General features: G+C 65.2%; 23 protein-coding genes, 1 tRNA gene and 3 pseudogenes. 17 read left to right on the top strand and 10 right to left on the bottom strand.

Going from position 1 to position 25,240, the window contains the following annotated elements; translation table 11 throughout:
* Nucleotides 1-118 precede the first annotated feature (118 nt).
* On the bottom strand, nucleotides 119-1,387 hold the full coding sequence (rnd, locus tag IP83_RS06285) for a ribonuclease D (RefSeq protein WP_054121353.1): 1,269 nt from the start codon (nucleotides 1,385-1,387) through the stop codon (nucleotides 119-121).
* Between the two features lie 168 nt (nucleotides 1,388-1,555).
* Here rnd and aspS point away from each other — a divergent pair, with 168 nt between their 5' ends.
* The 7 genes from aspS to IP83_RS06250 all read left to right on the top strand — a co-directional run bounded on the left by aspS (nucleotide 1,556) and on the right by IP83_RS06250 (nucleotide 8,422).
* On the top strand, nucleotides 1,556-3,337 hold the full coding sequence (gene aspS / locus IP83_RS06280; protein WP_054121352.1) for an aspartate--tRNA ligase: 1,782 nt from the start codon (nucleotides 1,556-1,558) through the stop codon (nucleotides 3,335-3,337).
* Between the two features lie 182 nt (nucleotides 3,338-3,519).
* Entirely contained in the window at nucleotides 3,520-3,756 is a 237-nt protein-coding gene (locus IP83_RS06275; RefSeq protein ID WP_054121351.1) for an acyl carrier protein, read from the top strand.
* A 188-nt stretch (nucleotides 3,757-3,944) separates the two neighbouring features.
* Nucleotides 3,945-5,201, top strand: a complete 1,257-nt coding sequence (gene fabF, locus IP83_RS06270) for a beta-ketoacyl-ACP synthase II (protein WP_054121350.1) — start codon at nucleotides 3,945-3,947, stop codon at nucleotides 5,199-5,201.
* A 26-nt stretch (nucleotides 5,202-5,227) separates the two neighbouring features.
* Entirely contained in the window at nucleotides 5,228-6,208 is a 981-nt protein-coding gene (gene mltG, locus IP83_RS06265; RefSeq protein WP_054121349.1) for an endolytic transglycosylase MltG, read from the top strand.
* A 6-nt stretch (nucleotides 6,209-6,214) separates the two neighbouring features.
* On the top strand, nucleotides 6,215-6,733 hold the full coding sequence (locus IP83_RS06260) for a 2'-5' RNA ligase family protein (protein WP_054121348.1): 519 nt from the start codon (nucleotides 6,215-6,217) through the stop codon (nucleotides 6,731-6,733).
* A 113-nt stretch (nucleotides 6,734-6,846) separates the two neighbouring features.
* Nucleotides 6,847-6,923: transfer RNA gene (locus IP83_RS06255), tRNA-Met, on the top strand.
* A gap of 551 nt (nucleotides 6,924-7,474) precedes the next feature.
* Complete coding sequence (locus tag IP83_RS06250) at nucleotides 7,475-8,422, top strand: alpha/beta fold hydrolase (protein WP_231624930.1); 948 nt, start codon at nucleotides 7,475-7,477, stop codon at nucleotides 8,420-8,422.
* A gap of 229 nt (nucleotides 8,423-8,651) precedes the next feature.
* On the opposite strand, the gene IP83_RS06245 is transcribed toward IP83_RS06250, so the two are convergent.
* Nucleotides 8,652-9,491, bottom strand: a complete 840-nt coding sequence (locus IP83_RS06245; protein ID WP_054121347.1) for a p-hydroxycinnamoyl CoA hydratase/lyase — start codon at nucleotides 9,489-9,491, stop codon at nucleotides 8,652-8,654.
* 81 nt (nucleotides 9,492-9,572) lie between these two features.
* Between IP83_RS06245 and IP83_RS06240 the strand changes: the two genes are divergently transcribed.
* Nucleotides 9,573-10,010, top strand: a complete 438-nt coding sequence (locus tag IP83_RS06240) for a MarR family winged helix-turn-helix transcriptional regulator (protein ID WP_231624932.1) — start codon at nucleotides 9,573-9,575, stop codon at nucleotides 10,008-10,010.
* A gap of 42 nt (nucleotides 10,011-10,052) precedes the next feature.
* On the opposite strand, the pseudogene IP83_RS06235 reads toward IP83_RS06240, so the two are convergent.
* A pseudogene (locus IP83_RS06235) lies at nucleotides 10,053-10,860 on the bottom strand (aldehyde dehydrogenase family protein); the annotation flags it as partial.
* On the opposite strand from IP83_RS06235, the pseudogene IP83_RS19530 reads away from it, so the two are divergent.
* Nucleotides 10,861-11,037 (top strand): annotated as a pseudogene (locus IP83_RS19530) (homogentisate 1,2-dioxygenase); the annotation flags it as partial.
* Nucleotides 11,038-11,096: 59 nt separating this feature from the next.
* Here IP83_RS19530 and IP83_RS21105 read toward each other — a convergent pair.
* Nucleotides 11,097-11,153, bottom strand: a pseudogene (locus tag IP83_RS21105) (hypothetical protein); the annotation flags it as partial.
* 228 nt (nucleotides 11,154-11,381) lie between these two features.
* On the opposite strand from IP83_RS21105, the gene IP83_RS06230 reads away from it, so the two are divergent.
* The 8 genes from IP83_RS06230 (at nucleotide 11,382) to IP83_RS06195 (ending at nucleotide 18,886) form a co-directional block, all read left to right on the top strand.
* On the top strand, nucleotides 11,382-11,801 hold the full coding sequence (locus IP83_RS06230; RefSeq protein WP_197274296.1) for an enoyl-CoA hydratase-related protein: 420 nt from the start codon (nucleotides 11,382-11,384) through the stop codon (nucleotides 11,799-11,801).
* Nucleotides 11,802-11,847: 46 nt separating this feature from the next.
* Nucleotides 11,848-12,528: a TetR/AcrR family transcriptional regulator gene (locus IP83_RS06225; protein WP_156309605.1), complete on the top strand. Its 681-nt coding sequence runs from the start codon at nucleotides 11,848-11,850 to the stop codon at nucleotides 12,526-12,528.
* Entirely contained in the window at nucleotides 12,525-13,271 is a 747-nt protein-coding gene (locus IP83_RS06220) for an SDR family oxidoreductase (RefSeq protein ID WP_054121344.1), read from the top strand. Before IP83_RS06225 ends, IP83_RS06220 begins: the two co-directional genes overlap by 4 nt.
* A gap of 86 nt (nucleotides 13,272-13,357) precedes the next feature.
* Entirely contained in the window at nucleotides 13,358-14,455 is a 1,098-nt protein-coding gene (locus IP83_RS06215; RefSeq protein WP_082364531.1) for a CaiB/BaiF CoA-transferase family protein, read from the top strand.
* A complete protein-coding gene (locus IP83_RS06210) occupies nucleotides 14,452-16,047 on the top strand; it encodes an NAD(P)/FAD-dependent oxidoreductase (RefSeq protein WP_054121342.1) in 1,596 nt (531 codons plus the stop codon). Before IP83_RS06215 ends, IP83_RS06210 begins: the two co-directional genes overlap by 4 nt.
* 1 nt (nucleotide 16,048) lies before the next feature.
* Nucleotides 16,049-16,969, top strand: a complete 921-nt coding sequence (locus IP83_RS06205; protein ID WP_054121341.1) for an alpha/beta hydrolase — start codon at nucleotides 16,049-16,051, stop codon at nucleotides 16,967-16,969.
* On the top strand, nucleotides 16,966-18,264 hold the full coding sequence (locus tag IP83_RS06200) for an NAD(P)/FAD-dependent oxidoreductase (protein WP_054121340.1): 1,299 nt from the start codon (nucleotides 16,966-16,968) through the stop codon (nucleotides 18,262-18,264). Before IP83_RS06205 ends, IP83_RS06200 begins: the two co-directional genes overlap by 4 nt.
* Nucleotide 18,265: 1 nt before the next feature.
* On the top strand, nucleotides 18,266-18,886 hold the full coding sequence (locus tag IP83_RS06195) for a TetR/AcrR family transcriptional regulator (protein WP_054121339.1): 621 nt from the start codon (nucleotides 18,266-18,268) through the stop codon (nucleotides 18,884-18,886).
* Nucleotides 18,887-18,894: 8 nt separating this feature from the next.
* Here the strand turns inward: IP83_RS06195 and IP83_RS06190 are convergent, their stop codons facing one another.
* Genes IP83_RS06190 through IP83_RS06165 form a run of 6 tightly spaced genes read right to left on the bottom strand, consistent with a single transcriptional unit; the run spans nucleotide 18,895 to nucleotide 25,239 of the window.
* Nucleotides 18,895-20,112, bottom strand: coding sequence for an acetyl-CoA hydrolase/transferase C-terminal domain-containing protein (locus IP83_RS06190; protein WP_156309603.1), 1,218 nt, complete (start codon nucleotides 20,110-20,112; stop codon nucleotides 18,895-18,897).
* A gap of 16 nt (nucleotides 20,113-20,128) precedes the next feature.
* Nucleotides 20,129-21,256: a hypothetical protein gene (locus IP83_RS06185; protein ID WP_054121337.1), complete on the bottom strand. Its 1,128-nt coding sequence runs from the start codon at nucleotides 21,254-21,256 to the stop codon at nucleotides 20,129-20,131.
* 4 nt (nucleotides 21,257-21,260) lie between these two features.
* Nucleotides 21,261-21,728 (bottom strand): hypothetical protein, encoded by a 468-nt coding sequence (locus IP83_RS06180; protein WP_054121336.1) that lies wholly within the window; start codon nucleotides 21,726-21,728, stop codon nucleotides 21,261-21,263.
* Complete coding sequence (locus IP83_RS06175; RefSeq protein ID WP_082364529.1) at nucleotides 21,725-22,750, bottom strand: phosphotransferase family protein; 1,026 nt, start codon at nucleotides 22,748-22,750, stop codon at nucleotides 21,725-21,727. Before IP83_RS06175 ends, IP83_RS06180 begins: the two co-directional genes overlap by 4 nt.
* 4 nt (nucleotides 22,751-22,754) lie before the next feature.
* Nucleotides 22,755-23,636, bottom strand: a complete 882-nt coding sequence (locus IP83_RS06170; protein WP_054121334.1) for a cyclase family protein — start codon at nucleotides 23,634-23,636, stop codon at nucleotides 22,755-22,757.
* Nucleotides 23,626-25,239, bottom strand: a complete 1,614-nt coding sequence (locus tag IP83_RS06165) for a class I adenylate-forming enzyme family protein (RefSeq protein ID WP_054121333.1) — start codon at nucleotides 25,237-25,239, stop codon at nucleotides 23,626-23,628. Before IP83_RS06165 ends, IP83_RS06170 begins: the two co-directional genes overlap by 11 nt.
* Nucleotide 25,240 lies beyond the last annotated feature (1 nt).

Raw genomic sequence — 25,240 nt, 5'->3', positions numbered from 1 at the left:
GAGCGAAGTCGAGACACCTGGCGCCGCGCAAGGTGTCTCGACTTCGCTCGACACAAACGGGATGATTGGTCGGGTCATCAGACTTCGCTCGACACGAACGGGACTTCGGGGTTGTTCATCAGGCGTCGTCGGCTGGCGGCTCTTCCGCCTCGGCAGGGGGCGTGAAGCCGTCGTCATCGTCTGCAGCGGGCGCGGGTGGCTCGTCGTTGTTTCCGGCGATATCGTCGATATGCGCCATCTTGAGCTTGCCCTTGACCACTGCGAAGGCGAGCTTGCCTTCGACGAGCTCCAGCGCATCGCGGCCGAACTGTTCGAAGCGCCAGCCTTCGAGGATGGGGAGGCCCTTGCGCTGCCCGGCGGCGAGCGCTTCCAGATCGTCGCTGCGGGCCAGCAACCTTGCCGCAATATCAATCTCGCGGCTGCGGATCTTGAGCAGGAGCTTGAGGAGATCGGCCACCAGCGCGCCTTCCTTGCCCAGCGGCGCGCCGCGCGGGGCGCGCGGGGGCAGTTCGGCGTCGGTCATCGGCTTGGCATCGGCGATGGCCTGCATCAGCCGCTTGCCGATGTCGTTGTCTTTCCACCCCGCCGAAAGTCCGCGCACCTTGGCGAGCTCGTGCTGTTCGCGCGGCGGATGGCTGGCGAGATCGGCCAGCGTCTCGTCACGCATGATACGGCCGCGTGGGATATTCTTGTCCATCGCCTCGACCTCGCGCCAGGCGGCGATGGCCTTGAGGCGGCCGAGCACGGCGGGGCTGCGGCTGGGCGCGCGGATCTTCTGCCAGACCGCATCGGGATCCGAGCGGTAGTTCTCGGGATCGGCCAGTTTTTCCATCTCAGCATCGAGCCATTCGCCGCGCCCGGTCTTGATCAGCCGCTTGAGCATGCGCGGGAAGATCTTGGAGAGGTGGGTGACGTCGCCGATGGCATACTCGATCTGCCGTTCGGTGAGCGGGCGGCGCGACCAGTCGGTGAAGCGCGCACCCTTGTCGATGCTGAAGCCGAGCCAGCTTTCGACGAGGTTCGAATAGCCGATCTGCTCGGACTGGCTGATCGCCATCATCGCGATCTGGGTATCGAAGATCGGATGGGGTGTGCGTCCGGTTAGGTTGTAGATGATTTCCACGTCCTGCCCGCCGGCGTGGAAAACCTTGAGCACGTCCTCATTGTCGACGAGGAGTTCAAGCAGCGGGGCGAGATCGAGACCGGGTGCCAGCGGGTCGATCGCGGCGGCTTCCTTGTCGTCGGCAATCTGCACCAGGCACAGTTCCGGCCAGTACGTGTTCTCGCGCATGAATTCGGTATCGACCGTGATGAAATCGGCCTTGGACAGGCGCTCGCACAGCTCGGCGAGGGCCGGGGTCGTGGTGATCAGCGGATGTATCTTCATCGTGCTTTTCTATATGCGCGCCGGGCCGGACCCTCATGCCCGACCGGTGCTGGTGGTGACCCCGTCCGGGGCCTGCGGCTTGACAAATTCGCGGCCATCGCCTCTTGGCCGCATCCATTCCCTGCCCGAATGCTGGCCGGTTTGCCAGCCAAATTGGAACCTATCCTCATGCATCCATATCGTTCTCACACCTGCGGCGCGCTGGCACAGGCGGATGTCGGGCAGAACGTGCGTCTGTCGGGCTGGGTGCACCGCAAGCGCGACCATGGCGGCGTGCTGTTCATCGACTTGCGCGATCACTACGGGATCACCCAGATCGTGGCCGACAGCGACAGTGCGGCACTGGCCATTCTGGAGGCCGCGCGCACAGAAAGCGTGATCACCATCGACGGCGAAGTGAAGGCCCGCAGCGCGAGCACGATCAACCCCGCGCTCGCGACGGGCGAGATCGAAGTCTATGCGCGCGGCGCGACGGTGCTTTCGGCGGCGGAAGAACTGCCGATGCCGGTGGCGGGCGAGCAGGACTATCCCGAGGATATCCGCCTGCGCTATCGCTTCCTCGATCTGCGGCGCGAGACGCTGCATGCCAACATCATGATCAGGACCAAGGTGATCCGCGACATGCGCCGCCGCATGGAAGATGCGGGCTTCACCGAGTATTCGACGCCGATCCTCACCGCCTCGAGCCCCGAAGGCGCGCGCGACTTCCTCGTGCCGAGCCGCATCCATGCCGGCAAGTTCTATGCGCTGCCGCAGGCGCCGCAGCAGTACAAGCAGCTGCTGATGGTGGCGGGCTTCGACCGCTACTTCCAGATCGCGCCGTGCTTCCGCGACGAGGACCCGCGCGCCGACCGTCTGCCCGGCGAGTTCTACCAGCTCGATCTCGAGATGAGCTTCGTCACCCAGGAAGAAGTGTGGCAGACGATGGAGCCGGTGATCGGCGGCGTGTTCGAGACGTTCGCGAACGGCAAGCCGGTGACGCCTTCGGGCAGCTTCCCGCGCATCGCCTATGACGATGCCATGCTGAAGTATGGCTCGGACAAGCCGGATCTGCGCAATCCTCTGATCATCAGCGATGTGGCGAGCCACTTCACCACATCGGGCTTCGGCCTGTTCGAGAAGATCGTCGCGGGCGGCGGCACGGTGCGCGCGATCCCGGCGCCGGGGACCGCGGACAAGAGCCGCAAGTTCTTCGACGACATGAACGAATGGGCGCGCGGCGAAGGCCATGCGGGGCTCGGCTATGTGACCCGCAAGGGCGGCGAATTCGGCGGCCCGATTGCCAAGAACCACGGGCAGGAGGGCATGGAAGCGCTCTATGTCGCGCTCGGCCTTGGGCCCGACGATGGTCTGTTCTTTGCCGCGGGCAAGCCCGAGCAGGCTGCCAAGCTGGCGGGTGCTGCCCGCACGCGTGTTGCCGAGCAGCTTGGCCTGATCGACAAGGACCGGTTCGAACTGTGCTGGATCGTCGATTTCCCGTTCTACGAGTGGGACGAGGACGCCAAGAAGGTCGAGTTCGCGCACAACCCGTTCTCGATGCCGCAGGGCGGGATGGACGCGCTGACGAGCAAGGACCCGCTTTCGATCAAGGCGTTCCAGTACGACCTCGTTTGCAACGGCTACGAAATCGCCTCGGGTTCGATCCGCAACCAGTCGCCGGAACTGATGGTCAAGGCGTTCGAGCTGGTCGGCCTTTCCAAGGCGGATGTCGAGGAGCGCTTCGGCGGGCTCTACCGCGCTTTCCAGTATGGCGCTCCGCCGCACGGCGGCATGGCGGCGGGCGTGGACCGCATCGTCATGCTGGTCTGCGGCGCGCAGAACCTGCGCGAAATAACGCTGTTCCCGATGAACCAGCGCGCCGAGGACCTGCTGATGGGGGCGCCTTCGCCTGCGACCAACACGCAGCTGCGCGAGCTTCATCTGCGCACGGTGGAACCCTCGAAGGGCTGAGCGACTTGGGGCAAGTGGCGCAATCGCGCGGTTTGTCCACAAGTCTCACGGCTCGTCACGCATAACGCACACTTCGTCTGCATGGCTCCTATGCACTGGGCCACTTGCCAGCCTGCAATCGGGACATTAGGGCGAAGGCCGGATTTGATGATACCAACCCAGTTCCTTGAAGGGGCAAAAGAATGAGCGATACCGCCGACCGCGTGAAGAAGATCGTTGTCGAGCACCTCGGGGTAGAGGCCGACAAGGTCACCGAAGACGCGAGCTTCATCGACGATCTCGGTGCCGACAGCCTCGACATCGTCGAGCTGGTCATGGCCTTCGAAGAAGAATTCGGTGTCGAGATCCCCGACGACGCGGCCGAGAAGATCGCCACCGTGTCGGACGCGATCAAGTACATCGACGACAACAAGGGCTGATCCTTTCGGATTGCCCACCCGTCCGAACCTTCCCGTTATGAGCGCATTTTGCGGGCATGACGGGATCGTCGGTCGTCCCCCGGCCTTGATCCGCCGGGGCTTCGACAGGCTCGGCCCCGAAAGGGTCTGGGCCTGTTGTGCTTAAAGGTCCGTCCGCCCATATCGTGGCGGACGTTTCGGAGACTGCAATGCGCCGTGTCGTGATCACCGGACTTGGCCTCGTCACCCCGCTGGGCGGCGATGTCGAAACCACCTGGGCCAACCTTATCGCCGGCAAGTCTGGCGCGGGGCGGATCACCCGCTTCGATACGACGGGCCAGAAGTGCCTGATTGCCTGCGAGGTGAAACCGGCTGACCATCCGTGGGGCTTCGACGCGAACAAGCGCGTCGATCACAAGGTGCAGCGCCAGGTCGATCCGTTCATCGTCTATGGCATCGATGCCGCCGGACAGGCGCTCGAAGACGCCGGCCTGGCCGACATGGACGACGATCTCAAGATGCGCACGGGCTGCTCGATCGGTTCGGGCATCGGCGGTCTGCCGGGGATCGAGCACGAATCGATCGTGCTGCACGAGAAGGGCCCCGGCCGCGTCTCCCCGCACTTCGTCCATGGCCGCTTGATCAACCTGATCTCGGGCCAGGTCTCGATCAAGTACGGCCTGATGGGCCCCAACCACGCCGTCGTCACCGCTTGCTCGACCGGCGCGCACTCGATCGGCGACGCGGCGCGCATGATCCGCGACGGCGATGCCGATGTGATGCTGGCGGGCGGTTCGGAAAGCACGATCAACCCGCTCGGCGTCGCCGGCTTCGCACAGGCCCGCGCGCTCAACTGCAGCTTCAACGACCGTCCGGAAGAAGCGAGCCGCCCCTATGACAAGGACCGCGACGGCTTCGTGATGGGCGAGGGCGCGGGTGTCCTCGTTCTCGAGGAATACGAGCACGCCAAGGCGCGCGGCGCGAAGATCTATGCCGAAGTCGTGGGCTATGGCCTCTCGGGCGACGCCTACCATGTCACCGCGCCGCACCCCGAAGGCAAGGGTGCGGAACTGGCGATGCGCATGGCGCTGCGCAAGGCGGGGATGGAGCCGGGCGACATCGACTACGTGAACGCCCATGGCACCTCGACGATGGCCGACACGATCGAGCTCGGCGCGGTGAAGCGCGTGCTGGGCCCCGATCTTTCGGGGGCTTCGATGAGCAGCACGAAGTCCGCCATCGGCCACCTGCTCGGCGGTGCCGGCGCGGTCGAGGCGATCTTCTGCGTGCTGGCGATCCGCGACCAGATCGTGCCGCCTACGCTCAATCTCGACAACCCGGATGAAGGCACCGAAGGCGTCGATCTCGTGCCCAAGGTCGCCAAGAAGCGCGTGGTGCGTGCGGCGCTCAACAACTCGTTCGGCTTTGGCGGCACCAACGCCAGCGTGATCGTGAAGGCGATCTGAGCCCGCAGCGCAGGAGGCGGCGTCCGATGCGAAAGTCTGGCCGCCTCAGGATCATTGCGCTGGCCGTGCTGCTGGTGGTGGGCGCGTGGAGCGTCCACTTCCTCTACGGCTGGTACGGCAGCGGCCCGCTGGTCAAGGAGACCACATTCTCCGTGCCCGATGGTGCGACGCTGGCCGGCGTGGCGGAGAAGCTGGAGGCCGAAGGCATCGTCGCCTCGGCCAGCACGTTCCGCCTGCGGGCGCGTCTGCTGGGCGGGAGCGAGCCACTGAAGGCGGGTGAGTACTCGATCCCGGCGCATGCCAGCGGCTCGGCCGTGCTGGCGATCCTGCAGGGCGAGGGCGGCGAGGTACGGCGCATGGTCACCGTGCCCGAAGGCATGCCTTCGATCATGGTGCAGGAGCGCCTCGCCAAGGTCACGCTGCTGACTGGCGCGGTGCCGACGCTGGCGGAAGGCTCGGTCCTCCCGGATACCTACGCTTTCCAGCGCGGCGAGAGCCGCACCGCGGTCGCCATGCGCATGCAGCAGGCGATGGCGCGCGTGCTGGAGAAGCTCTGGGCCGAGCGCGCGAGCGATACCGTGGCGCGCAGCCCGGAAGAAGCCGTGATCCTCGCCTCGATCGTCGAGAAGGAGACGGGCAAGCCGTCCGAGCGGCGGATGGTGGCGGGGCTCTATTCCAACCGGTTGCGGCAGGGGATGATGCTCCAGGCCGATCCGACGATCATCTACCCGATCACCAAGGGCAAGCCGCTGGGGCGCCGCATCCGCCAGTCGGAGATCCAGGCGGTCAACGCCTACAATACCTACACGATGGTCGGCCTGCCCAAGGCGCCGATCACCAATCCGGGCAAGGCCTCGATCGAGGCAGTGCTGCACCCGGCAAAGACTAACGTGCTCTTCATGGTGGCCGACGGGAAGGGCGGCCACGTGTTCTCCGCGACGCTGCAAGAGCACAATGCCAACGTCGCCCGCTGGTTCGCGCTGCGCCGTGCGCGCGGGGAGCTATAGGGCGCGATGATGCGGGCGCCGCTGGTCGTGACGGCGGTGCTGCCCGCAGCGCTTCAGGGCAGGGCCGAGGGCCTGCGCCGCGCGCACTATCCGGCGGAGCGCAATCAGGTGCCGGCGCACGTCACGCTGCTGCGCGCGCTGCCGCCTTCGCTGGAGGCCGAGGCGCGCGGCCTGCTGGCGAGCCTTGCCGCCGAGATGCCGCCGGTACCGGCGACACTTGCCGGGGTTATGGACCTCGGAACGGGGACCGCCCTTGCCATCGACAGCCCCGCCATGCTCGACTTGCGCGCGCTGATCGCGGAACGCTTTCACGGCATGCTGACGCTGCAGGATCAAGGCGAACCGCGCCTCCACGTGACCGTGCAGAACAAGGTCCTGCGGGCGGAGGCCAAGGCGCTGCAAGCGGCGCTTGCCGTCACGTTCCGCGCGGAACGTTTCACCTTCGCAGGCCTTGCGATGCACCGCTGGCTGGGCGGGCCATGGGAGGATGCAGGCCGCTGGGCCTTCCGCGGCCGGGCGCGCTGAAATGACCCTGCAAAAGGCCTATTTCCCCGGTTGACCCCGCGCCAAGCCGCGCCTAATAGGCGCCCTCACGCCGCCCGGCCAGCCTGCCTGACCCCGCGCGGCAATCCCTTCGGGGCGGAGTAGCTCAGCCGGTTAGAGCAGCGGAATCATAATCCGCGTGTCGGGGGTTCGAGTCCCTCCTCCGCTACCATCCATATACGGCCGCATGGTTCTGCATGGCGCCGCAGACGTCCGGTCGATCGGCAGGAATGCTTGAGAATCCAGCGGATTTGGATGAGTTACCCGTCTGCAACGCACTGCATTCGTCCGCATGCAGCCAGCGGGCCATGGGGGTATTCTGGGGGTACTTTTCGCTACCCTCGTCCTTGTACGATACCCCCAACTCCAGAGCCCGGAAGTTTGTGCAATTATCGCGCAAAATCAGATGCCTGATCCGAGCGGACTTTGTCGGCATAGCGGCAGGCAGCGTTCGAAAAGTCCTTGTCTCCTGCGCTAATGTGGGTCCCGCAGTGGGAACCACTCAGCTGTAGCAAGCTCCAAATGCAATTCGACCTCCGGCCCATATTTGTAGTCATGCGAGGGCGCTTTCGACAACCATGGCATCCGACGACCAGATCAAGCCATTCAGCAGTTGCGGCGTGAAGACCCGTTCATGCTACGCCGTGGCGCTATCTGAAATTGCCGAAACGGCATAGGTGTGAGATGCAGCCTGCCCCCGGCAATTGGTAGGATGGCGAAGCAATGGCGAGGATTCTCAAGGCCATCATGGGCGGTGGCGCCGCAACGCTTGCAGCAGCCGCAGGGCTGGCTGCGTTCACCGCATGGAACGGCAAGCGCGCCGAAGAGCTGGTGCCACCCGATGGGCAGTTCGCCGATGTGAAGGGCGCTCGTCTGCACTACCTCGCCGTTGGGGAAGGACCACCGATCGTGCTGGTACACGGTCTTGGCGGCCAGCTGCGCAACTTCACGTATGCCTTGAGCGAACTTCTCTCGCCGCACCATCGGCTCATCCTGGTCGATCGGCCGGGATCGGGATATTCGACCTACCTTGATGACGGCCAGCGTGGTCTTGCTGCGCAGGCGAGGATGATTGTCGAGCTGATGGACCAGCTCGGGCTGGATCGGCCATTGGTGGTCGGACATTCGCTTGGTGGTGCGATTGCTCTGGCGATGGCGCTTGATAATCCCGGCAAGATTGGCGGCCTTGCGCTGCTCGCACCGCTCACCCAGCCCATTGAGACTATCCCGCAAGTGTTCAAGGCGCTTGATCTCAAGTCGCCCATTGCACGCTCGGTGCTGGCCTGGACGCTGGCAGCGCCCGGAGGGCGCCTCGGCGCAGATGCGGCGAATGCCCAGGTTTTCGGCCCCGAACCTTTCCCTGTCGATTTCGAAACGCGGGGCGGCGCGGCGCTGACCCTGCGCCCCGAGGCATTCGTCGCGGCTTGCGGCGATGTCGAGGCGGCGCGCGGAGAGATGGCGGGCATTGCCGCACGCTATGGCGAGCTGTCGATCCCGGTCGGGGTCATGTTCGCGAAAGGCGACCTCCTGCTGGATCCTTCCGTACACGGCCAGCCGACCGTTGCCGCGATTGAGGGTGCCGAACTCAAGCTGATCGAAGGTGGGCATATGTTTCCGCTCACACAGCCCCTGATCACTGCTGACTGGATCATGGAACGCGCCAAGACCTGACTTTGCATCACCCCAGGAACACCGGGGAGTGCGAAGTACATGTTGCCGATGTAAATTGCAGTAGCCGGCTCGACGCGGCCTATGCCGTTTTCAGGGCTGGTGTTGAAAGAGTGCTCGCCGACATTGCATGAAAAAGGCCCCCATTGCGCGCCTTTCGCCGTGCAACGGGAGCCATTCTTTGGCAGTTCTCAGTCAAGCTTGAGCCGCTTGGCTTGCTTTTCGAGCGTCTCTATTCCTTGCCGGAACGCTTCAGGTCATAAGCGCCGAGGCCGGGCTTGAAGGTCTTCTCGTCGATGAACTGCCGGGTGGCTTCCTTGCGGCCTTCGTTGTCGAACGAGTTGGCCGCCTCCTGGGTGCGGATCAGGTAGTCCTGTGCGTTGTCGTAGGTCATTTCGCGCACGCGGCTGATTGCCCACTTGGTGGCCCGCAGGGCCTGCGGGTTCTTGCCAAGCAGCACATTGGCGATTTCCGTAACGCGCGCCTTGAGCTGGTCCGCCGGCACCGCCTCGTTGACTAGGCCCCATTCGGCAGCCTTCTTCCCGTCGACGTTCTCCCCCATCATGCCGTGGTACATGGCGTTCCGGAAACCGGTGAGCTCTGCAATGACCTTGCTCGCGCCGCCACCGGGCAGAATGCCCCAGTTGATCTCCGAAAGCCCGAATTGGGCATCCTCTGCCGCGACCGCCAGATCGCAGGCAAAGAGCGGACCGTAGGCACCGCCGAAGCACCAGCCATTGATCATCGCGATGGTCGGCTTTTCGAACCAGCGAAGGCGCTCCCACCAGCTGTAGGCTTCCCGCTGGGCGCCCCGGATCGCACCGAGACCCTTCTCCTCGTTCTCGCGGAAGTATTCCTTCAGGTCCATGCCAGCGGACCATGACGTGCCTTCGCCGGTCAGCACCAGGACGCCGACATCGTCGCGGAATTCCAGATCTTCGATCACGCGCTTCATCTGGCGGTTGAGCTTGGGGCCCATGCAGTTCCGCTTCCCGGGACGCGCAAACGAAACCCATGCAATGCGATTTTCGACAACGCAGGTCACGGTATCTGCTTCGGCACGTTCCGACATGGCATTCCCTTTCATTTCTGTGTACGATGTTTATGATAAATCTAGGAAAAAATGCTATTAAACATAGCAATAAAGGTGCAGATGAAGCCCTCTCAAGCCATACTTGCCAGTCACGTGGGACTTACCGGATTACCGGGCTACGCGCTGCGCCGCGCGGCCAATGCCATGATGGCCGATCTCGCGGGACGCCTGGCCGACCTTGATCTGCGCATCTCGGACTCGGCGGTATTGCAGGTCGTCGGCGAAAAGACCGGCATGACATCAAGCGAAATCGGGACGATCCTCGAAATCCAGCGGGCCAACATGGTGCCGATCCTGGATCGGCTCGATGCCGCCGGATTGATTCGACGCGAGCCGATCGACCGCAAATCGCAGGCCATCGTGCTCACCGCGCGCGGGCGCGACATGCTGGCGGAAATTCGCTGCGTGGTGCAGAAGTTCGAGGACGACCTGATGGCACGCATTCCCGCGCGCCACCGGCCCCATTTTCTCCCGGCACTCCGCGCCCTGATGGACTGAGAAGCGTCCGAGCAGTTTGGATATGGCGACAGCATCGACCGGTCAGATCGGGAAGTGGCCAGGCTGGGTCTCGATCGTGACCCAGCGGGTTTCCGTGAAGCTGTCGATGCCCTGCTTGCTGCCGAAGCGGCCATAGCCCGAAGCACCGACGCCGCCGAAGGGCATCTGTGCTTCATCGTGAACCGTCGGCCCGTTGATGTGGCAGATGCCCGAGTGGATGCGCCGGGCAATGGTCAGGCCCTTGGCGATGTCCTTCGTGAACACGGCGGCAGACAGGCCGTACTGGGTGTCGTTGGCGAGTTCGACCGCATGATTGGCATCACGCGCCCGGATCACCGCCACCACCGGACCAAAGCTCTCGTCGCGGTAGAGGTTCATGGCGGACGTCACCCCGTCGACGACGGTTGCAGACATCACCACGCTGGTGCCCTTGCCGCCAGCGATCACGCGGGCACCCTTGGCTACGGCATCGTCGATCAGGCTGTTGACATGATCGATGGTCTTCCGATCGACCACGGCGCCAAGCGGCGTATTGCCTTCGCGCGGATCGCCGGCAAGCAGCGTTGCCGCCTTTGCCGCAAAGCGCTCTGCAAAGGCATCGGCCACCGCGTCGACCACGATGATCTGCTCCGTGCTCATGCAGATCTGGCCCTGGTTCATGAAGGCGCCGAACGCGGCCGCCTTCACCGCCTCGTCGAGATCGGCATCGTCGAGGACCAGCAGCGGTGCCTTGCCCCCCCATTTCGAGCGTGAACCGCTTGAGGCTCTCGACAGCAGTATGGCCGATTGCCTTCCCGGTTGCGGTCGATGCCGTGAACGAGACTTTGGCGATCAAGGGATGGGCCGCAAGCGCCTGCTGGTCACGACGGAACAGGGCCGCCTAGACGTTTCGCCCGGGCAGATCCTGCTGTTGCATCGGGGCATGCGTTTCCGCGTCGAGCTGCCAGACGGCGCCGCGCGCGGATACGTTTGCGAAAACCACGGGGCGTTGTTCCGACTTCCTGATCTCGGCCCGATCGGCGCGAATGAGGGGGCGCTGGAGACCCTGCCCAGATCATCGCTTGCCTCGATTACGGCGACCGAGAAGCCAGCCGCTCGGATTGAATGGAGGGCGCGTAGCCCGGCGAGACCGGCGCCTGCGATCAGAATATCAACAGCGGTGTGTATCTGGTTTTCGGGCGTCTACAATCAGATACCGATGCGGCGAAAAAAGTATCAACATATACGTTGATATTGCTCTTTCAGGGTTTGGTTCAGGGCCAGATTCCTGGGCGTTTCTGGTTAATTCAACACTTATGTTGACTAACGCGTCCTTGACCGATAGCCATGCTCCCCGCAGATCAGACCAATCGAGGATGTCGGCGATGCAATTTGAGGCCCGGAACGACGAAAGAGCTGAACGGCATCGCGACTGTCACCTTGAACCGGCCGCGCACCGGCAATGCTATCACGGTTCAGCTTCGCGACGAGTTTGATCGGGTGATAGTCAATCTCGATCATGACGAGAAGGCGCGTCTGCTCGTGATTAAGGCCGACGGTGCCTATTTTGGAACCGGTTATGCTCTCAAGGAATTCTGCGACAGCGCGATCAACGCGGTGCATCGCCGCCCGCAACGCCGCCCGCATCGCCGCCATCCATTCTTGTGGCGGCGCGATTTTCAGCTTTCACGCGAGCGGTGGATGCGCTTGTTTCGCCTGCGCCAGTGCACATTCGCTGTCGTTCATCGACGCTGCGCAGCGGGCTTTATGACAGGGCAGGTGCTTTATGTGGCCGGAGGGCCGCGCGGATGAAGGCTGCAACTGGAACTTCCGCGAGTGATCGCGTAGTCGGCGGTGCATGATGAAAGATGGCAAGCCGATGATGGCACACTCCGAAAGTGGTATTGGCAAGCGGCGCACGGCGGCGCGCGAGGATTCCAGCGTCTCGCATCAGCAACGCCGCAAGGAAATCAGCGAGGCGGCGATCCGGGTGTTCAACCGGATGGGCTTCCAGCGGGCGAGCATGACTGCCGTCGCAGCCGAACTCAATATCGACCGCGCTTCGCTCTATTACTACATTTCGTCGAAGGAGGAGCTGTTCGACGAGATCGTCCGCACCGTGGTCGAGCGCAACGTGGCACTGGCGCTGAAAATCCAGGCAAGCGACATGCGCCCGCGGCGCAAGCTCAGCGACCTGATCATCGCGCTCATGTCGTCCTACGGCGAGCACTATCCGCTGATGTATATCTACATCCGCGAAAACCTCAGCAATGTCAGCGACAAGCGCTCCGAATGGTCGCTCTACATGCGCGATCTCAACCGGCAGATGTCCGATGCGGTGATCGCGATCATCGAGCAGGGTTATGCCGACAAGTCGTTCCGCAATGTCGGTTCGCCCAAGGTTGTGGCCTATGGCGTGCTTGGCATCGTCGGGTGGACGCACCGCTGGTTCCGACCCGCGGAAAGCGATGTCAGCGCCGAGGAAATCGGCAAGATCTACGCAGAGATGGTGCTGGCTGGGCTGGAATCGCCCTATTGACGGCTACCGGCGTCCTGCACGGCAAGACGGCGGTCGTCACCGGCGCCGGGCAGGGGATCGGCCGGGCCAGTGCCGAACGCTTTTCGCGCGAGGGAGCGCGTGTGCTGGCGGTCGATATCAATGCGGCTGCCCTCGCATCGCTTGAAGCGGCCTGCGGGTGCGAACCATTTGCCTTTGATCTGACGGATGGCACAGCGATCGGAACCTTCGCGCGGGCGGCGGGCGCGGTGGACATCACGTTCCTCTGCGCGGGGACTGTGCCGTATGGCACAGTGCTCGATTGCAGCGATGCGGATTGGGAACACGCGTTCGACCTCAATGTCACTGCCATGTTCCGCATGATCCGCGCGCTGCTCCCGGCAATGATCGCGCAGGGAGGCGGGGCGATCATCACGATGTCCTCGGTCGCCAGTTCGGTGCGCGGGGTGCCGGACCGGTTTGCCTATGCCGCAACCAAGGCGGCGATCATCGGCATGACCAAGGCGCTGGCGGCAGACCACGCCGCACAAGGCATCCGCGCCAACGCGATCTGCCCCGGCACGATCGAGACACCAGCGCTCGAAGCGCGGATGCAGGCAATCGGTAACTATGCAGCGACCCGCGCGGCCTTTGCCGCGCGCCAGCCGCTCGGCCGGTTCGGCCAGGCTGACGAGATCGCCAGCCTTGCGCTCTATCTGGCGAGCGATGCGGCCCGTTTCACCACCGGGCAGTGCCACATAATCGACGGCGGCTGGTCGAATTGATGGCGTTCATGCTTGCATAATACCCACCAGTATGGTTTCTATCCAATGAGAATCTTGAGAGAGCTGCGGGGGCTTGTCCCGCTGGGGTGAGCGCTTTGGGCGATGTCGGTTCCTTCCTGGCGGGTGTGAAAGTCCTCGATCTTTCGCACTACATTTCAGGGCCGATCGCGAGCCAGATTCTGGCGGACATGGGTGCCGAAGTGGTGAAGATCGAGCCGCCAGCGGGCGACGGGATGCGCGATCTGGGGCCGCGTGATGCCGCTGGCGAGCCGGTGTTCTATGCCAGCCTCAACGCAGGCAAATCGCTGCGTCAGCTTGATCTCAAGTCCGCATCCGGGCGCAGTGCGCTGGAGGGCCTGCTGGCCGATGCCGATGTGCTGATCGAGGGCTTCCGCCCCGGTGTCATGGCGCGGCTCGGGTTTGATTACGCCGTGCTGGCGGCGCGCCATCCGGGGCTGATCTATTGCTCGATCAGCGGGTACGGCACCGAGGGACCGCTGGCCGAAGCGGCGGGCCATGATGGCAACTATCTGGCGCAAAGCGGCATTCTGGACCGCAATGGCCGCGACGCGCCGGTGTTCTTCGACCCGCCGATAGCGGACACCGCGGGCGCGCTCTATGCGGCGATTGCCATCCTCGGTGCGCTCAACGCGCGGCAGCGGACGGGTGAGGGGGCGCATATCGAGCTTGGCCTTGCCGATACGCTGATGCCGCTGCAGGCGATGCAAGTGGCCGAATGGGGTGCCAACTGCACCGTGCCAAAGCGGGGATCGACCTACCTCAACGGAGCGGCGGCCTACTACAACATCTACCCGACAGCTGATGGGCGCCATGTGATGCTGGGGCCGGTCGAGCCCCGCTTCTGGCGCAACTTCTGCGCGGCGGCAGATCGGCCGGACTGGACAGCGCGGCAGGGTGATCCGCTGCCCCAGACGAACCTGATTGCAGACGTCACCGCGTTCTTTGCCGGCCGCACCCTGAGCGAGATCGAGGCACAGTTCGCCAGTGCGGATTGCTGCCTTTCGCCCGTTCTCGATCTCGGCGAAGCACTTTCATCAGAGCAGGTGCGTGCACGCGGCCTCGTCCAGCGCCGCGATGGCGCACTGCAGACCTTGTTCCCCGCCACCTTCAACGGCCAGCGCACCGCCCTGCGTGCGCCGCTGCGCCGGGAACCGGATGCATGACGCGCGAACTGGATGTGGTTGTGGTCGGCGCCGGGTTCGCCGGGCTCTATGCGCTGCACAAGCTGCGCGGGCTGGGGTTTGCCGTCCACGCATTCGAGGCCGCTGACGATGTTGGTGGGGTGTGGCACTGGAACCGCTATCCCGGCGCGCGCTGCGATGTTGAAAGCCTGCAATACAGCTATTCGTTCGATGATCCGCTCCAGCAGGAATGGGTCTGGTCGGAGCGCTATGCGCAGCAGGGCGAGATCCTTGCCTACCTCGACCATGTGGCCGACCGGTTCACCTTGCGACCGCTGATTGCGTTCGGAACGCGGGTCACCTCGGCGCATTTCGATCCGGCGGCGGACCGCTGGCATGTGCATACGGATCGCGGCGATACGGTCACCGCGCGCTTCTGCGTCATGGCAAGCGGATCGCTCTCAGCCTCGCGCCTCCCGGATATTCCGGGGATCGAGACGTTCGCAGGGCAGGTCCTGCACACCGGGGCATGGCCGCGTGACGGCGTGGACTTTGCCGGCAAGTCCGTCGCAGTCATCGGCACGGGATCGTCGGGCGTGCAGGCCATTCCGCAGATCGCCCGCTCGGCAGAGCGGCTGGTCGTCCTCCAGCGCACGCCCAACTTCGTGGTGCCAGCGCGCAACCAGCCGCTGAGCGATGAGAAACAGGGCGCATGGAAGGCAGCCTACGGCGAATACCGGGCGAAGGCGCGGCAGGTCGGCACGCTCTATGATTTCAGCCAGACCCCGGCGCTGTCCGTCAGTGCCGAGGCGCGCGAGGCGGAATATCGCAGCCGGTGGGAGCTGGGCGGGGTCAACTTCGTCCATGCCTTCAGCGATATCATGACCGATCCGGCAGCCAACCAGACCGCCGCAGACTTTGTCCATGCCCGCATCCGCGAACTGGTTGCTGATCCGGAGACAGCGGAAATGCTGTGCCCGCGCGGCTATCCGCTGGGGGCCAAGCGCATCTGCGTCGGCTCGGACTACTACGAGACCTTCAACCGGCCCCACGTCACGCTGATCGATCTGCAGGCGAGGCCCGTCACGGCGATCGGCGGGTATGCCATCCACCTTGCCGACGCCGCGCTGCCGGTCGATGTGATCGTCTGCGCCACGGGCTATGACGCGCTGACCGGTGCCTTGGCGCAGATCGACATTCGCGGCCGCAGTGGCGCGGCGCTGAGCGCCAGATGGGCCGATGGTCCGCGCAATTATCTCGGCCTGATGACGGCGGATTTCCCCAACATGTTCATCGTGACCGGCCCCGGCAGCCCCTCGGTGCTGGTCAATATGGTCGTCGGCATCGAACAGCACATCGATTGGATCGCGGCGTGCATCGCGCATCTGGACCGCGCCGGTGCCACGCGGATCGAGCCTGAACCCGAGGCCGAAGCGGCGTGGGTCCAGCAGGTCAACGATGCAGCGGCTGAGACGCTCTTCGTGCAGGCGAACTCCTGGTATCTCGGGGCCAATATTCCCGGAAAACCCCGTGTTTTCATGCCCTTTGTTGGCGGCATCGGCCGCTACCGGGCGATTTGCGACGAAGTTGCGGCCAGCGGCTACGCCGGCTTTCGGATAACGAGTGGAGACTGACATGGCTTTACACCCCCAGTTGCAGGCGATCCTCGACGCCTCAGCCGGCATGCCGCCGATGGAGAGCGTCGCGCCGGCCGTGCTGCGCGCCAGTTACGAGGCGCTGACCGCCAAGGCACCGCGCCCGGATGTGGCCCATGTCGAAGACCGCATGATCCCCGGCCCGCGCGGCGAAATCCGCGTGCGCATCTATCGGCCCGATCTGGCAGACGGCCACGCGGTGATCACCTACTTCCACGGCAGCGCCTTCGTGATCTGCAGCATCGATACGCACGACGTGCTGTGCCGCCACCTTTGCCTGCAATCAGGTGCGGTCGTGGTCTCGGTCGACTACGGCCTCGCGCCCGAAGCCCCGTTCCCTGCCGGACCGGACGACAGCTTCGCGGCCACGCGTTGGGTGGCCGAACACGCCGCCAGCTTTGGCGGCGATCCGGCGCGTATTATCGTGGCGGGCGACAGCGCGGGGGCGACGATGGCAATCGTGACCGCGCTGCGCGCGCGCGATGCGGGCGGCCCCGCGATTGCCGCGCAGTTCCTGATCTACCCGGTGACCGACTATCCCGACGCACTGCCCGTTTCCTATGTCGAGCGCGGCGAGGACTGCGGGCTGACCGCCAATGCCATGCGCTGGGGCTGGGACCTCTATATCACCAACCCGGCCGACCGCGCGCATCCCCATGCCTCGCCGCTGCGCGCACCGGACCTCGCCGGTCTGCCGCCCGCCTATGTCATCACCGCCGAATACGATCTGCTGCGCGATGAGGGCAAAGCCTTTGCCGAGCGGCTGACCGCCGCCGGGGTGGATACCACGCTGGTCCATTATGACGACATGAACCACGGTTTCATGGGCATGGCCGGTTCGCTGGACCGCGCGGATGAAGCCATGGCGGCGGCCGGTGCCTGGCTGGCGGTGCAGGCATGAGCCGCCATTTCGCCATTGTCGGCGCAGGCGCGGGCGGGCTCTGCGCGGCGCGCTATCTGACCGCGCAGGGCATCGAGGTGACCCTGTTCGAGGCAGGATCGCAGGTCGGCGGGCTGTGGGTCTACAACAACGACAGCGGGATGAGCCCGGCCTACAAGTCGCTGCACATCAATTCCGAAGCCAAGGTCAGCAATCTGGCTGATTTTCCGTTTCCCGATGGTGCGCCGCTCTATCCCGATCATGCGGAAATGAGCCGCTATTTCGCGCGCTATGCCGATCATTTCGATCTGGCCCGCCGCATCCGCTTCAAGGCGCGCGTGAAGCAGATCACGCCGGTGGAGGGCACGTTCCGCATCGAACTGGAAGACGGAACCACCGAGACCTTCGACGGGGTCGTGGTCGCAAGCGGCCACCAGAGCGTGCCGCGCCACCCGCCACAGATTGATGGCTTTACCGGGCACTACGCCCACGCCCATGCCTACCGCGTGCCGGATCCCTATGCCGACCAGCGCGTGCTGGTGATCGGGCCGGGCAACAGCGGGGTCGATATCGCGGCCGATATCTGCACGGTTACCGCACATACGGTCCTCTCCGCCCGCTCGCCGGTGCTGATCATGCCGCGCATGATGTTCGGAGTACCCAATTCGCGCACGCTGCTGAAGCTGGAGCGGCCGTTCCTGCCGTGGAAGGTGCGCGTCTGGATCCGCACCACGCTGACGCGGATGTTCCATGGCCGCATGGAACAGTGGGGCTTCCGCACGCCGAAGACGCGGACGCACCCGATCAGCCATCCCACGCTGATTTCGCAGATTGCCTGGGGCAGGATCACGGTGAAACCGGGGATCACGGCGGTCAGCGGCAAGACCGTGCGGTTCAGCGATGGCAGCGAGGACCAGTTCGATGCGATCATCGCTGCAACGGGGTACACCACCGCCATTCCGTTTCTGCCGGAAGCCATCTCGCCGGTCGAGGAAGCGACGACCCATGTCGCGCTCTACAACCGCGTGGCGCATCCTAGCGTGCCGGGGCTGTTCTTCATCGGCTACTTCGATGTGACCGGGGGCAGCAATATCCGCATGATGGACGATCAGGCCGCCTATATCGCCGCCATGGCATCCGGCGCGATCCGGCGGCCGAGCGAGCAGGACATGCTCGCGGCGATCGAGACCGAACGCGCCTGGGCGCAGACCCAGTTTCCCGATAGCCCGCGCTATGGGCTGGAACTCGATCCGCGCCGCTATCGCAAGCGGCTGGCTCTGGACTATGCCGCCAATGGCGTTAAGCGACCGGTTTGAGATGGCTGAATTCGCGACGATCCGGGATGAAGTGACAGCGCTGAAGCGCGAACGCACGGTCGAGGCGGCGGCGCAGCTGTTTTACGACCGTGGCTACGAGAAAACGACGCTCGAGGCTGTCGCGGAGTCCATGGGCGTCACCAAGCCGTTCATCTACAACCATTTCAAATCGAAGGCCGAACTGCTCGCCGATATCTGCACACGCGGGGTCAGCGCCTCGCTCGTCGCGATGGAGGCCGCGCTGGCGGCGAACGTGTCGCCGACCGAAAAGCTCAGGATGCTCTCGCGCGGCTTCCTCACCGCCGTGCTCAGCAACCAGCGCTATATCGCGATCCTCACGCGCGAGGAAAAGAGCCTGGAGCCCGCCGATTTCGAGCGGCTCAGTGTGCTTCGGCGGGATTTTGACCGCAAATTGGTGGCGCTGCTGCAAGCCGGGGTCGATGCGGGCGAGTTCCATCTGAACGACCCCGATGTCGCGGCGCTGTCGATCGGCGGGCTCGTGAGCTGGGCCTATGTCTGGTACCGCCCGCATGGCCGCCTTTCACTGGAAGCGCTGGCCGATGAGGTTGCAAGCCTGATCCTCGCGATGGCCGGCGTGGTTGTGCCAGCCGGTCAGCGCTGATCTTTCTCTTACAAAGTAGGCGGGAGCAGCCCGCTGCGCAGGCGCGGTTCGGCAATCTTCAAGATACGGCGGCTGCGCTCTTCGAAATCAGTGGCGCGGATATCGGCGATGCCATGTTCGGTGACGATCACATCCACATCGCTCTGCAAGGAGGTGACATAGCCGCTGGCGATGCGGGGAACGATGCGGCTCACGTCGCCGCGCTCATTGGCTGAAGGCAAGGCGAGGATCGCGAGGCCGCCGGCCGAACGGCGCGCGGCGCGGAAATAGTCCGGCTGGCCGCTGGACGCCCCGACATAGCGGTCGCCAAGAAACTCGGCGTTGACCTGTCCGCGCAGGTCTACCTCGATGCCGGAATTGATCGCCATGAACGGGGAACCGGGGATCGGCACAACCAGGCGTTCGGGCAGCGCGAAACCAAGCAGATCGCTGCGGCCCAGCCAATCGTAAAGCGCGCCGCTGCCCACGGCGAGCGAGGCGAGGCAGGCATCCGGCGCACTGGTGTCGATGGCTCCGGCATCGACCAATGCCGGGAACCAGTCCCCCACCATGCCCGAGCGGAGCTTGAGCCCGCGCCGGTCGCGCAGCGCATGGGTAATCGCATCGGAAAGCTTGCCGATGCCGATCTGCACGGTTGCGCCATCGGGCACGAGTTTGGCCACTTCGCGCGCGATGCGGGTCTGCACTTCGCCCGCAGGCTCGGGCTGCACTTGCGGCAGCGGACAATCGCTTTCCCGCGCGATCACGATCTGGCTGCGATGGACGCGGCAGGAATTGCGGGTGATGGGAACGCGCGCATTGACCTCGACCACCACGACCCGTGCCAGATGTACTGCTTCCCACACATAGTCTGCGGCAAAGCCGAGGCTGTGATAGCCATCGGCGTCGGCGGGGGAGACCTGCAGCAGTACCACATCCACCGGCAAGGTGCGCGCGGCCAGCGCGGCGCTCAGCTGCGACATCGCAAAGGGGATGATCTTCGCGCGCCCATGCCGGGTCAGCGCACCCATCGTGCCCAGCCCGCAATAGGTCGTGATCCGCAGCGCGTCAGGCACGGTGCCCGTCCATGCCGGGTTCAGCGAGAAACCGCAGAAGACCGACACGTCAGCGATGTGTGCCGCTGCGGCAAACATGTCCTCGATCAGCCCGATCGGCTCGCTTGTCGCCTGACCCACGACCACGCGGTCGCCGGGGCGCAGGACTTCGGCAAGCAAGGATGCGGACAAGCGGCTCTCCTGCGGTCTAGCTGGAAGCGGACTGGACTTGCAGATGCGCGGGCAACTGGCCTGCGATGGTCAGCGTCATGCTGCCGGTGCCCTCGCTGGTTTCCCCGTTCAGGCTGGCCGCGATGGAGACGGGCTGGATGCGGTGCCAGTGGACCTTCTCGGTGCCGTCCGGCAGGATCACCTTGGCCGGGTGCGAGACGTCCCACACATCGGTTTCGAGCCAGGTTTCGCCGCGCCACGCGCCAAGCCCGCGCCCGTCGTTGAAGCCGCCGCTGTAGCCAATGCCCTGCATCGCGATGGAGGCGCCTTGCGCATCGAGTTCCAGCCGCAGTTCCCCGGCACCTTCCAACTGGGCCACGACAGCCGCGCGGCGGAAGCGGCGCGTGCCTTCGTGCAGATCAACCTCAAGCGCGATATGAGTCACATCGTGCGCCGTCTCGGTCTCGCGCAAGGTGAGCACGCCGGTGGTGTAGGGCGTATCGTCACCGCGACCGGAGAACAGCAGGCTGCCGCTCATCGCTGTGGTCGAGAAGAACAGGAAGGCCATGACGTGGCCCTTCTCGGAGAGCGGCAGCTTGGGGCCGGTGACCGGTTCCGGCACACCCATGCCGCGCCGCACGCCCCACGAATGGTCACGACAGGACCACCACTTGTCGATCTCGATGCGCTGGCCGTCAACCTCCAGATAGCCGCTGGCCACGCCGATCTGGTCGAAGCGGCGGTAGTCCTCGACCGTGCGGCTCTGCAGGCGGGTGTAGTGGGGATGCTCCTCGTGCGCGGGCTCCACGCCGTCCCAGCGGATGCGGCCGTGGAGCACGCCCTCGCTGGGCTCGATCACGATGTCGAGCGTCTGCAGGGCCTCGATGGGCGTGATGCGGATCGGACCGCAGACGGTCTCGACGCTGCCATTGAGCGAGCGCGACACACGCAGGTTGTACTGCTTGCCATCGACTATCATCACCGCCCCGGCATCGAGCACGTTCATGTTGCGATAGGCGCCCATCGTGATCTGGATCGCGACCCGTCCGTCACCCGAATAGATCGCGAACCAGTAGCGGTCGAAGAACCGGGGGTCGCTGGTCCAGACGTGATCGAATGTGGTCGGCAACTGGTGCCAGAGCGTATCGTCGAGCGCGGTGAGCATGGGTTTACGGTCTCAAGGTGGGCGTGGGGGCAGGCGAAGGGGCGGTCGGCACATAGCGCATGGGCACGCGCGAGGCGCGGGCGATCATGTGGTCCTGAATGGCTCTGTGCAGTTCGGCGGCGAGGTCCGCCGTGCAGGCGGCCTCCGCGAACAGGGCGCGCAGCACCCCGTTGCGCACGGTCTGGGCGGCGCTGTCATCGCCGTCCGGATCGCGGGCGCTCACAGCGGCGTCGATGCGCCCGGCCAGCTCCGGCGGCACCGCGCCGCGCAGTTTGTGCAGCAGGTCCTGCGTCGCCGCGTTGTCCCAGCGCAGGAAGCCCGGCACGGCGGGCAGGGCCTCGGTCACCATGCGCAGGTTCGCGATCAGGTTGTCCAGAATGGTGCGCGCGAAAGGCTCGGCCACGGCGGGCGCGACGACGGTTTCGAGAATGCGGCACGTGCCGAGCAGCTGCTCTTCGACCGATGGCCTCATGCCGCGCGCTCCATCATCTGCAGCATGGGGCGAAACAGCCACGAAGGGGTCTGGAACACGCGGTTGTAGCGGCCCGAGACGAACTCGTTCACCGCCGTCAGCTGGATGACCGAAAGCTTCCAGCACGAGAACACGTTCCACCAGGTGAGCGCCGCGTCATCCACTGCGCGGCCGGTCAGGCGGGTATAGGCCTCGACGATCTGCGCCCGTTCCCAGTGGCCGGGGATCTGGTGCTCGCGCCGCCGCACGGGATTGGTGATCCAGCCGAGGTCTTCGAGCGGATCGCCCAGATGCGCGGTTTCCCAATCGAGCTTGGCGGTGATCCGCGTCCCTTCGATCAGCGCGTTGCCCGGCTTGAAATCGCCGTGGACGAGGACAATGGCTTGGGCCAGCGGGGCCGTGCGGCGCATCCACGCTAGCACGTAGTCCAGCTCCGGATGGGGTTCGATCTGCACACGGCGATACTCCGCCTCCCATTCATCGAGCGCGATCTCGGCTGGCGAGCCTTCCGGCACGCCCAGGCTTGGCCCAAGGCCGCGCGCCTGCCAATCGGCGGCCTGAATATCGACAAGCAACTGCAGGAAGGCGTGGGCAAGCTCCAGCCGCTCTTCCAGCGGCCGCGCGCCATTCAGCACCATGTAGTCGCAGCTGCCTGCAACGCGCTCCATCACCAGCGAGGGCGCGCCAAGGAACTGCCCATCGGGATCCATCCAGAACACTGCCGGTGCTGCCACAGCGCTGCCTTCAAGCGCCTTCAGCACATCGAATTCACGGCGGCGCTCGGTCTTGAGCAGCGTGCCGCTGGCATCGCGCATCAGCATGAGGCGGTGGGCGTGGGGTCCTTGGACATCGGTCCAGCTGGCGTCGAACGACCAGTTCTCGCGGCTGAGGCCGCCAGCGGAGCGGGTGAGCCCGGTGAAGGCGATATCGCGGGCCGACGGGATGGCATGCCGCACAAGCTGCGCCAGCCCATCGGCCACCTGCCTTGCAGTCGTGTCCGTCTCAGGAGCGTCCGATGCCATGGGTTCAATAGATCGCCAGCGGGGTGATCGGGCTGCCGGTGCCGCCGACGATCGGCAGCGGCGCGGCCACGAACAGGAACTCGGGCACGCCAAGCGCGGCGAAGTCCTGCAGCACCAGCCCCTCAAGCAGCGGGATGCCATAATCGCGGATGAGGCGCTGGTGGACGGGGAAGGTCGTGCCTGCGGGAAACGGCATTGCCTCGATCGCATAGTTGTCCGCGCCGACGAGCGCGACGCCGGCCTCGGCCAGCCACAGCGCGGCCGCGACGTCGATGCCCGGTTCCTCGTTGAAATCGACAGTATGTGCAGGCTTGCCTGCCTGATTTTCCAGCCAACCGGTGCGGACCAGCACGGCATCGCCGCTCGCGGGCTCCACCCCGGCGCGGCTGGCCGCGGCCTTCAGTTCATCCACGCCGATCGAATAGCCGAACGGCAGCGGCGCATCGTGCAGCGCCGCCACATCCAGCAGCAGCCCGCGCGTGACGATGGGCGGCAGCTTTTCGACGCCGCATTTCTTCGCGCCGTGCGTGCTGATGGTGCCCGAGCCGGGGTGGCCATTGTAGAGCTGGTCCTCGGTCCACACGTGGCAGAGCGCATCGATGTGCGTGCCGATGTGGAGCGGCATGACCACGCTGTCGTCGGCAAACTGGAAGCCGTTGGCAACGCGTGCGCCTGCCGCATAATCCCCGCCGTCGCGGTCCATGAAATGGAGGAGACCGGTGCGGTTGCTCGGGACCGGGGTCTTCTTCGACAGCGGCTGCGCAAGGCTGACGACCCGGCCCTGCCGGACAAGGCCGGTGGCCGCCAGCACTTGCCGCGTGCCGACGAGATTGAGCGCGCCGACTTCGTCGGCCTCGCCCCAGCGGCCCCAGGCATCACGCGACATGGGCTGTGTCCTTCATGGTCAATGCGGCAGCTTCTGCCTTGAGCGGCTGGCGCTGCAGCTTTCCGGTAGAGGTGGCGGGAAGATCGCGGCGGAACACGATCCGGTCGGGCACCTTGTAGGTGGAGGCAAGCGCGCGGGCGTGCGCGATGATTTCCGCTTCGGTTACGGGCTGGGCTGAAACCACGAATGCCACGATGATCTCGCCGCGCGCGGCGTCGGGCGCGCCGACCACGGAGACTTGCGCAACAGCCGGATGCTGCAGCAGCACGTCCTCGACTTCGGCGGGGGAGACATTGATCCCGGCGCGCTTGATCATCTCGGTCGCGCGGCCAAGGAAGACGAGGTCTCCGGTCTCGCTCAGCTGGCCAAGATCGCCGGTGCGGTACCACCCGTCGTCCGTGAAGGCCGCCGCGTTGTGGCTGGCGCTCTGGCCGCCATAGCCCGCCATCAGATAGCCGGTCACCTCGATCAGCCCGGGCTGGCCGGGCGCGGCCTCAACGCCGGTGTCGGCGTCGATGAAGCGCAGGCTGACACCGGGCAGCGGCGGGCCCTGGCAGGCAGCGCGGCGCTCCAGCGGCCAATCCCACGGCGTGACGCAGCAGTTGCCGCAGGTCTCGCTCGATCCGTAGACGTTGCAGATATGCGCCGCGCCCAGCGCCGCGGCCGCCGCGATCACATCTTGCGGGCTGCCGATGGTGAGCCCGGTCCTGAGGCTTGCGGTGCGGGCCGGGGCAAAGTCCGGGTGCGCGACCAGGGCGGTGGTCATGGTCGGCAAAGTGTAGATCGCCGTGCACTGGTGCTGCTCGATCAGCGCCAGCGCGCCGCCCGGCTCGAACCGGTCCTGCAGGATGATCGCCGCGCCGTGGCTCATGGCGGCGGGGAGCGCATTGGCCGAGCCATAGGCCCAGAACAGCGGGACCGGGACAAACACCCGGTCGTCCGGCCCGAGGCCCATGCGCTCGCCGATGTTGAAACCGTTTTCGATCAGCGCGCCGTGCGCGAGACGGACGGCCTTGGGTTTGCTGGTCGAGCCCGAGGTGTAGAGGATGAGCGCGTCGTCCGCCGGATCCGGCCCATCGCCGGGCGGCAGAGCGGACTTGGCGGTGCAGAACCCACCAAAGGTGCGCCATCCCGCGCCGGGCGCGGTGGGGGCCATGGCAACAAGCAGGCGCAGCGCGGGCAGGCGCGCGCTGACCCATTCCTCCTGCTCGAAAGCCTCCGGCACCAGCGTGTGGAGCGCCGCGAAGAAATCTTCCTTGCCGGACGATGGCATCGCGAACAGCACCGAGACACCGCCGTCGTTCAGAATGAACTCCAGTTCGGCCGGCTTGGACCACGTGCTGATCGGCACGGCGACTGCGCCCGCCGCGCTCGCGCCGAAAAAGATTTCCAGCCATTCGATCCGGTTCGACAGGAGCACACCGACTCGGTCGCCGCGCTGAACGCCTGCGGCCTTGAGTGCGTTCGTCACCGCAAGCGCGCGCTGCGCCAGCGCGGCATAAGTGACCGTCACGTCGCCATCGATGACCGCGCACCGCTGCGGCGCTGTGGCCGCCAGTTCGCGCAGGAGCTCCGGGAAAGTACGGCTGAGCGGCGGTTGCATG

The sequence above is a fragment of the Novosphingobium sp. AAP93 genome, from assembly GCF_001296055.1.
Taxonomy (GTDB): domain Bacteria; phylum Pseudomonadota; class Alphaproteobacteria; order Sphingomonadales; family Sphingomonadaceae; genus Novosphingobium.
This window is presented reverse-complemented; position numbering and strand designations above follow the sequence as displayed.

What these genes read in the sequence shown, in the direction of transcription:
- mltG (WP_054121349.1), top strand. Translation starts at nt 5,228, where the DNA reads ATGCGAAAGTCTGGCCGCCTCAGGATCATTGCGCTGGCCGTGCTGCTG.
- IP83_RS06210 (WP_054121342.1), top strand. Translation starts at nt 14,452, where the DNA reads ATGACGCGCGAACTGGATGTGGTTGTGGTCGGCGCCGGGTTCGCCGGG.
- IP83_RS06180 (WP_054121336.1), bottom strand. Translation starts at nt 21,728, where the DNA reads ATGAGGCCATCGGTCGAAGAGCAGCTGCTCGGCACGTGCCGCATTCTC.
- IP83_RS06205 (WP_054121341.1), top strand. Translation starts at nt 16,049, where the DNA reads ATGGCTTTACACCCCCAGTTGCAGGCGATCCTCGACGCCTCAGCCGGC.
- IP83_RS06275 (WP_054121351.1), top strand. Translation starts at nt 3,520, where the DNA reads ATGAGCGATACCGCCGACCGCGTGAAGAAGATCGTTGTCGAGCACCTC.
- IP83_RS06195 (WP_054121339.1), top strand. Translation starts at nt 18,266, where the DNA reads ATGGCTGAATTCGCGACGATCCGGGATGAAGTGACAGCGCTGAAGCGC.
- IP83_RS06260 (WP_054121348.1), top strand. Translation starts at nt 6,215, where the DNA reads ATGATGCGGGCGCCGCTGGTCGTGACGGCGGTGCTGCCCGCAGCGCTT.
- IP83_RS06240 (WP_231624932.1), top strand. Translation starts at nt 9,573, where the DNA reads ATGAAGCCCTCTCAAGCCATACTTGCCAGTCACGTGGGACTTACCGGA.
- IP83_RS06165 (WP_054121333.1), bottom strand. Translation starts at nt 25,239, where the DNA reads ATGCAACCGCCGCTCAGCCGTACTTTCCCGGAGCTCCTGCGCGAACTG.
- IP83_RS06225 (WP_156309605.1), top strand. Translation starts at nt 11,848, where the DNA reads ATGATGAAAGATGGCAAGCCGATGATGGCACACTCCGAAAGTGGTATT.
- IP83_RS06170 (WP_054121334.1), bottom strand. Translation starts at nt 23,636, where the DNA reads ATGTCGCGTGATGCCTGGGGCCGCTGGGGCGAGGCCGACGAAGTCGGC.
- aspS (WP_054121352.1), top strand. Translation starts at nt 1,556, where the DNA reads ATGCATCCATATCGTTCTCACACCTGCGGCGCGCTGGCACAGGCGGAT.
- rnd (WP_054121353.1), bottom strand. Translation starts at nt 1,387, where the DNA reads ATGAAGATACATCCGCTGATCACCACGACCCCGGCCCTCGCCGAGCTG.
- IP83_RS06250 (WP_231624930.1), top strand. Translation starts at nt 7,475, where the DNA reads ATGGCGAGGATTCTCAAGGCCATCATGGGCGGTGGCGCCGCAACGCTT.
- IP83_RS06175 (WP_082364529.1), bottom strand. Translation starts at nt 22,750, where the DNA reads ATGGCATCGGACGCTCCTGAGACGGACACGACTGCAAGGCAGGTGGCC.
- fabF (WP_054121350.1), top strand. Translation starts at nt 3,945, where the DNA reads ATGCGCCGTGTCGTGATCACCGGACTTGGCCTCGTCACCCCGCTGGGC.
- IP83_RS06185 (WP_054121337.1), bottom strand. Translation starts at nt 21,256, where the DNA reads ATGCTCACCGCGCTCGACGATACGCTCTGGCACCAGTTGCCGACCACA.
- IP83_RS06200 (WP_054121340.1), top strand. Translation starts at nt 16,966, where the DNA reads ATGAGCCGCCATTTCGCCATTGTCGGCGCAGGCGCGGGCGGGCTCTGC.
- IP83_RS06245 (WP_054121347.1), bottom strand. Translation starts at nt 9,491, where the DNA reads ATGTCGGAACGTGCCGAAGCAGATACCGTGACCTGCGTTGTCGAAAAT.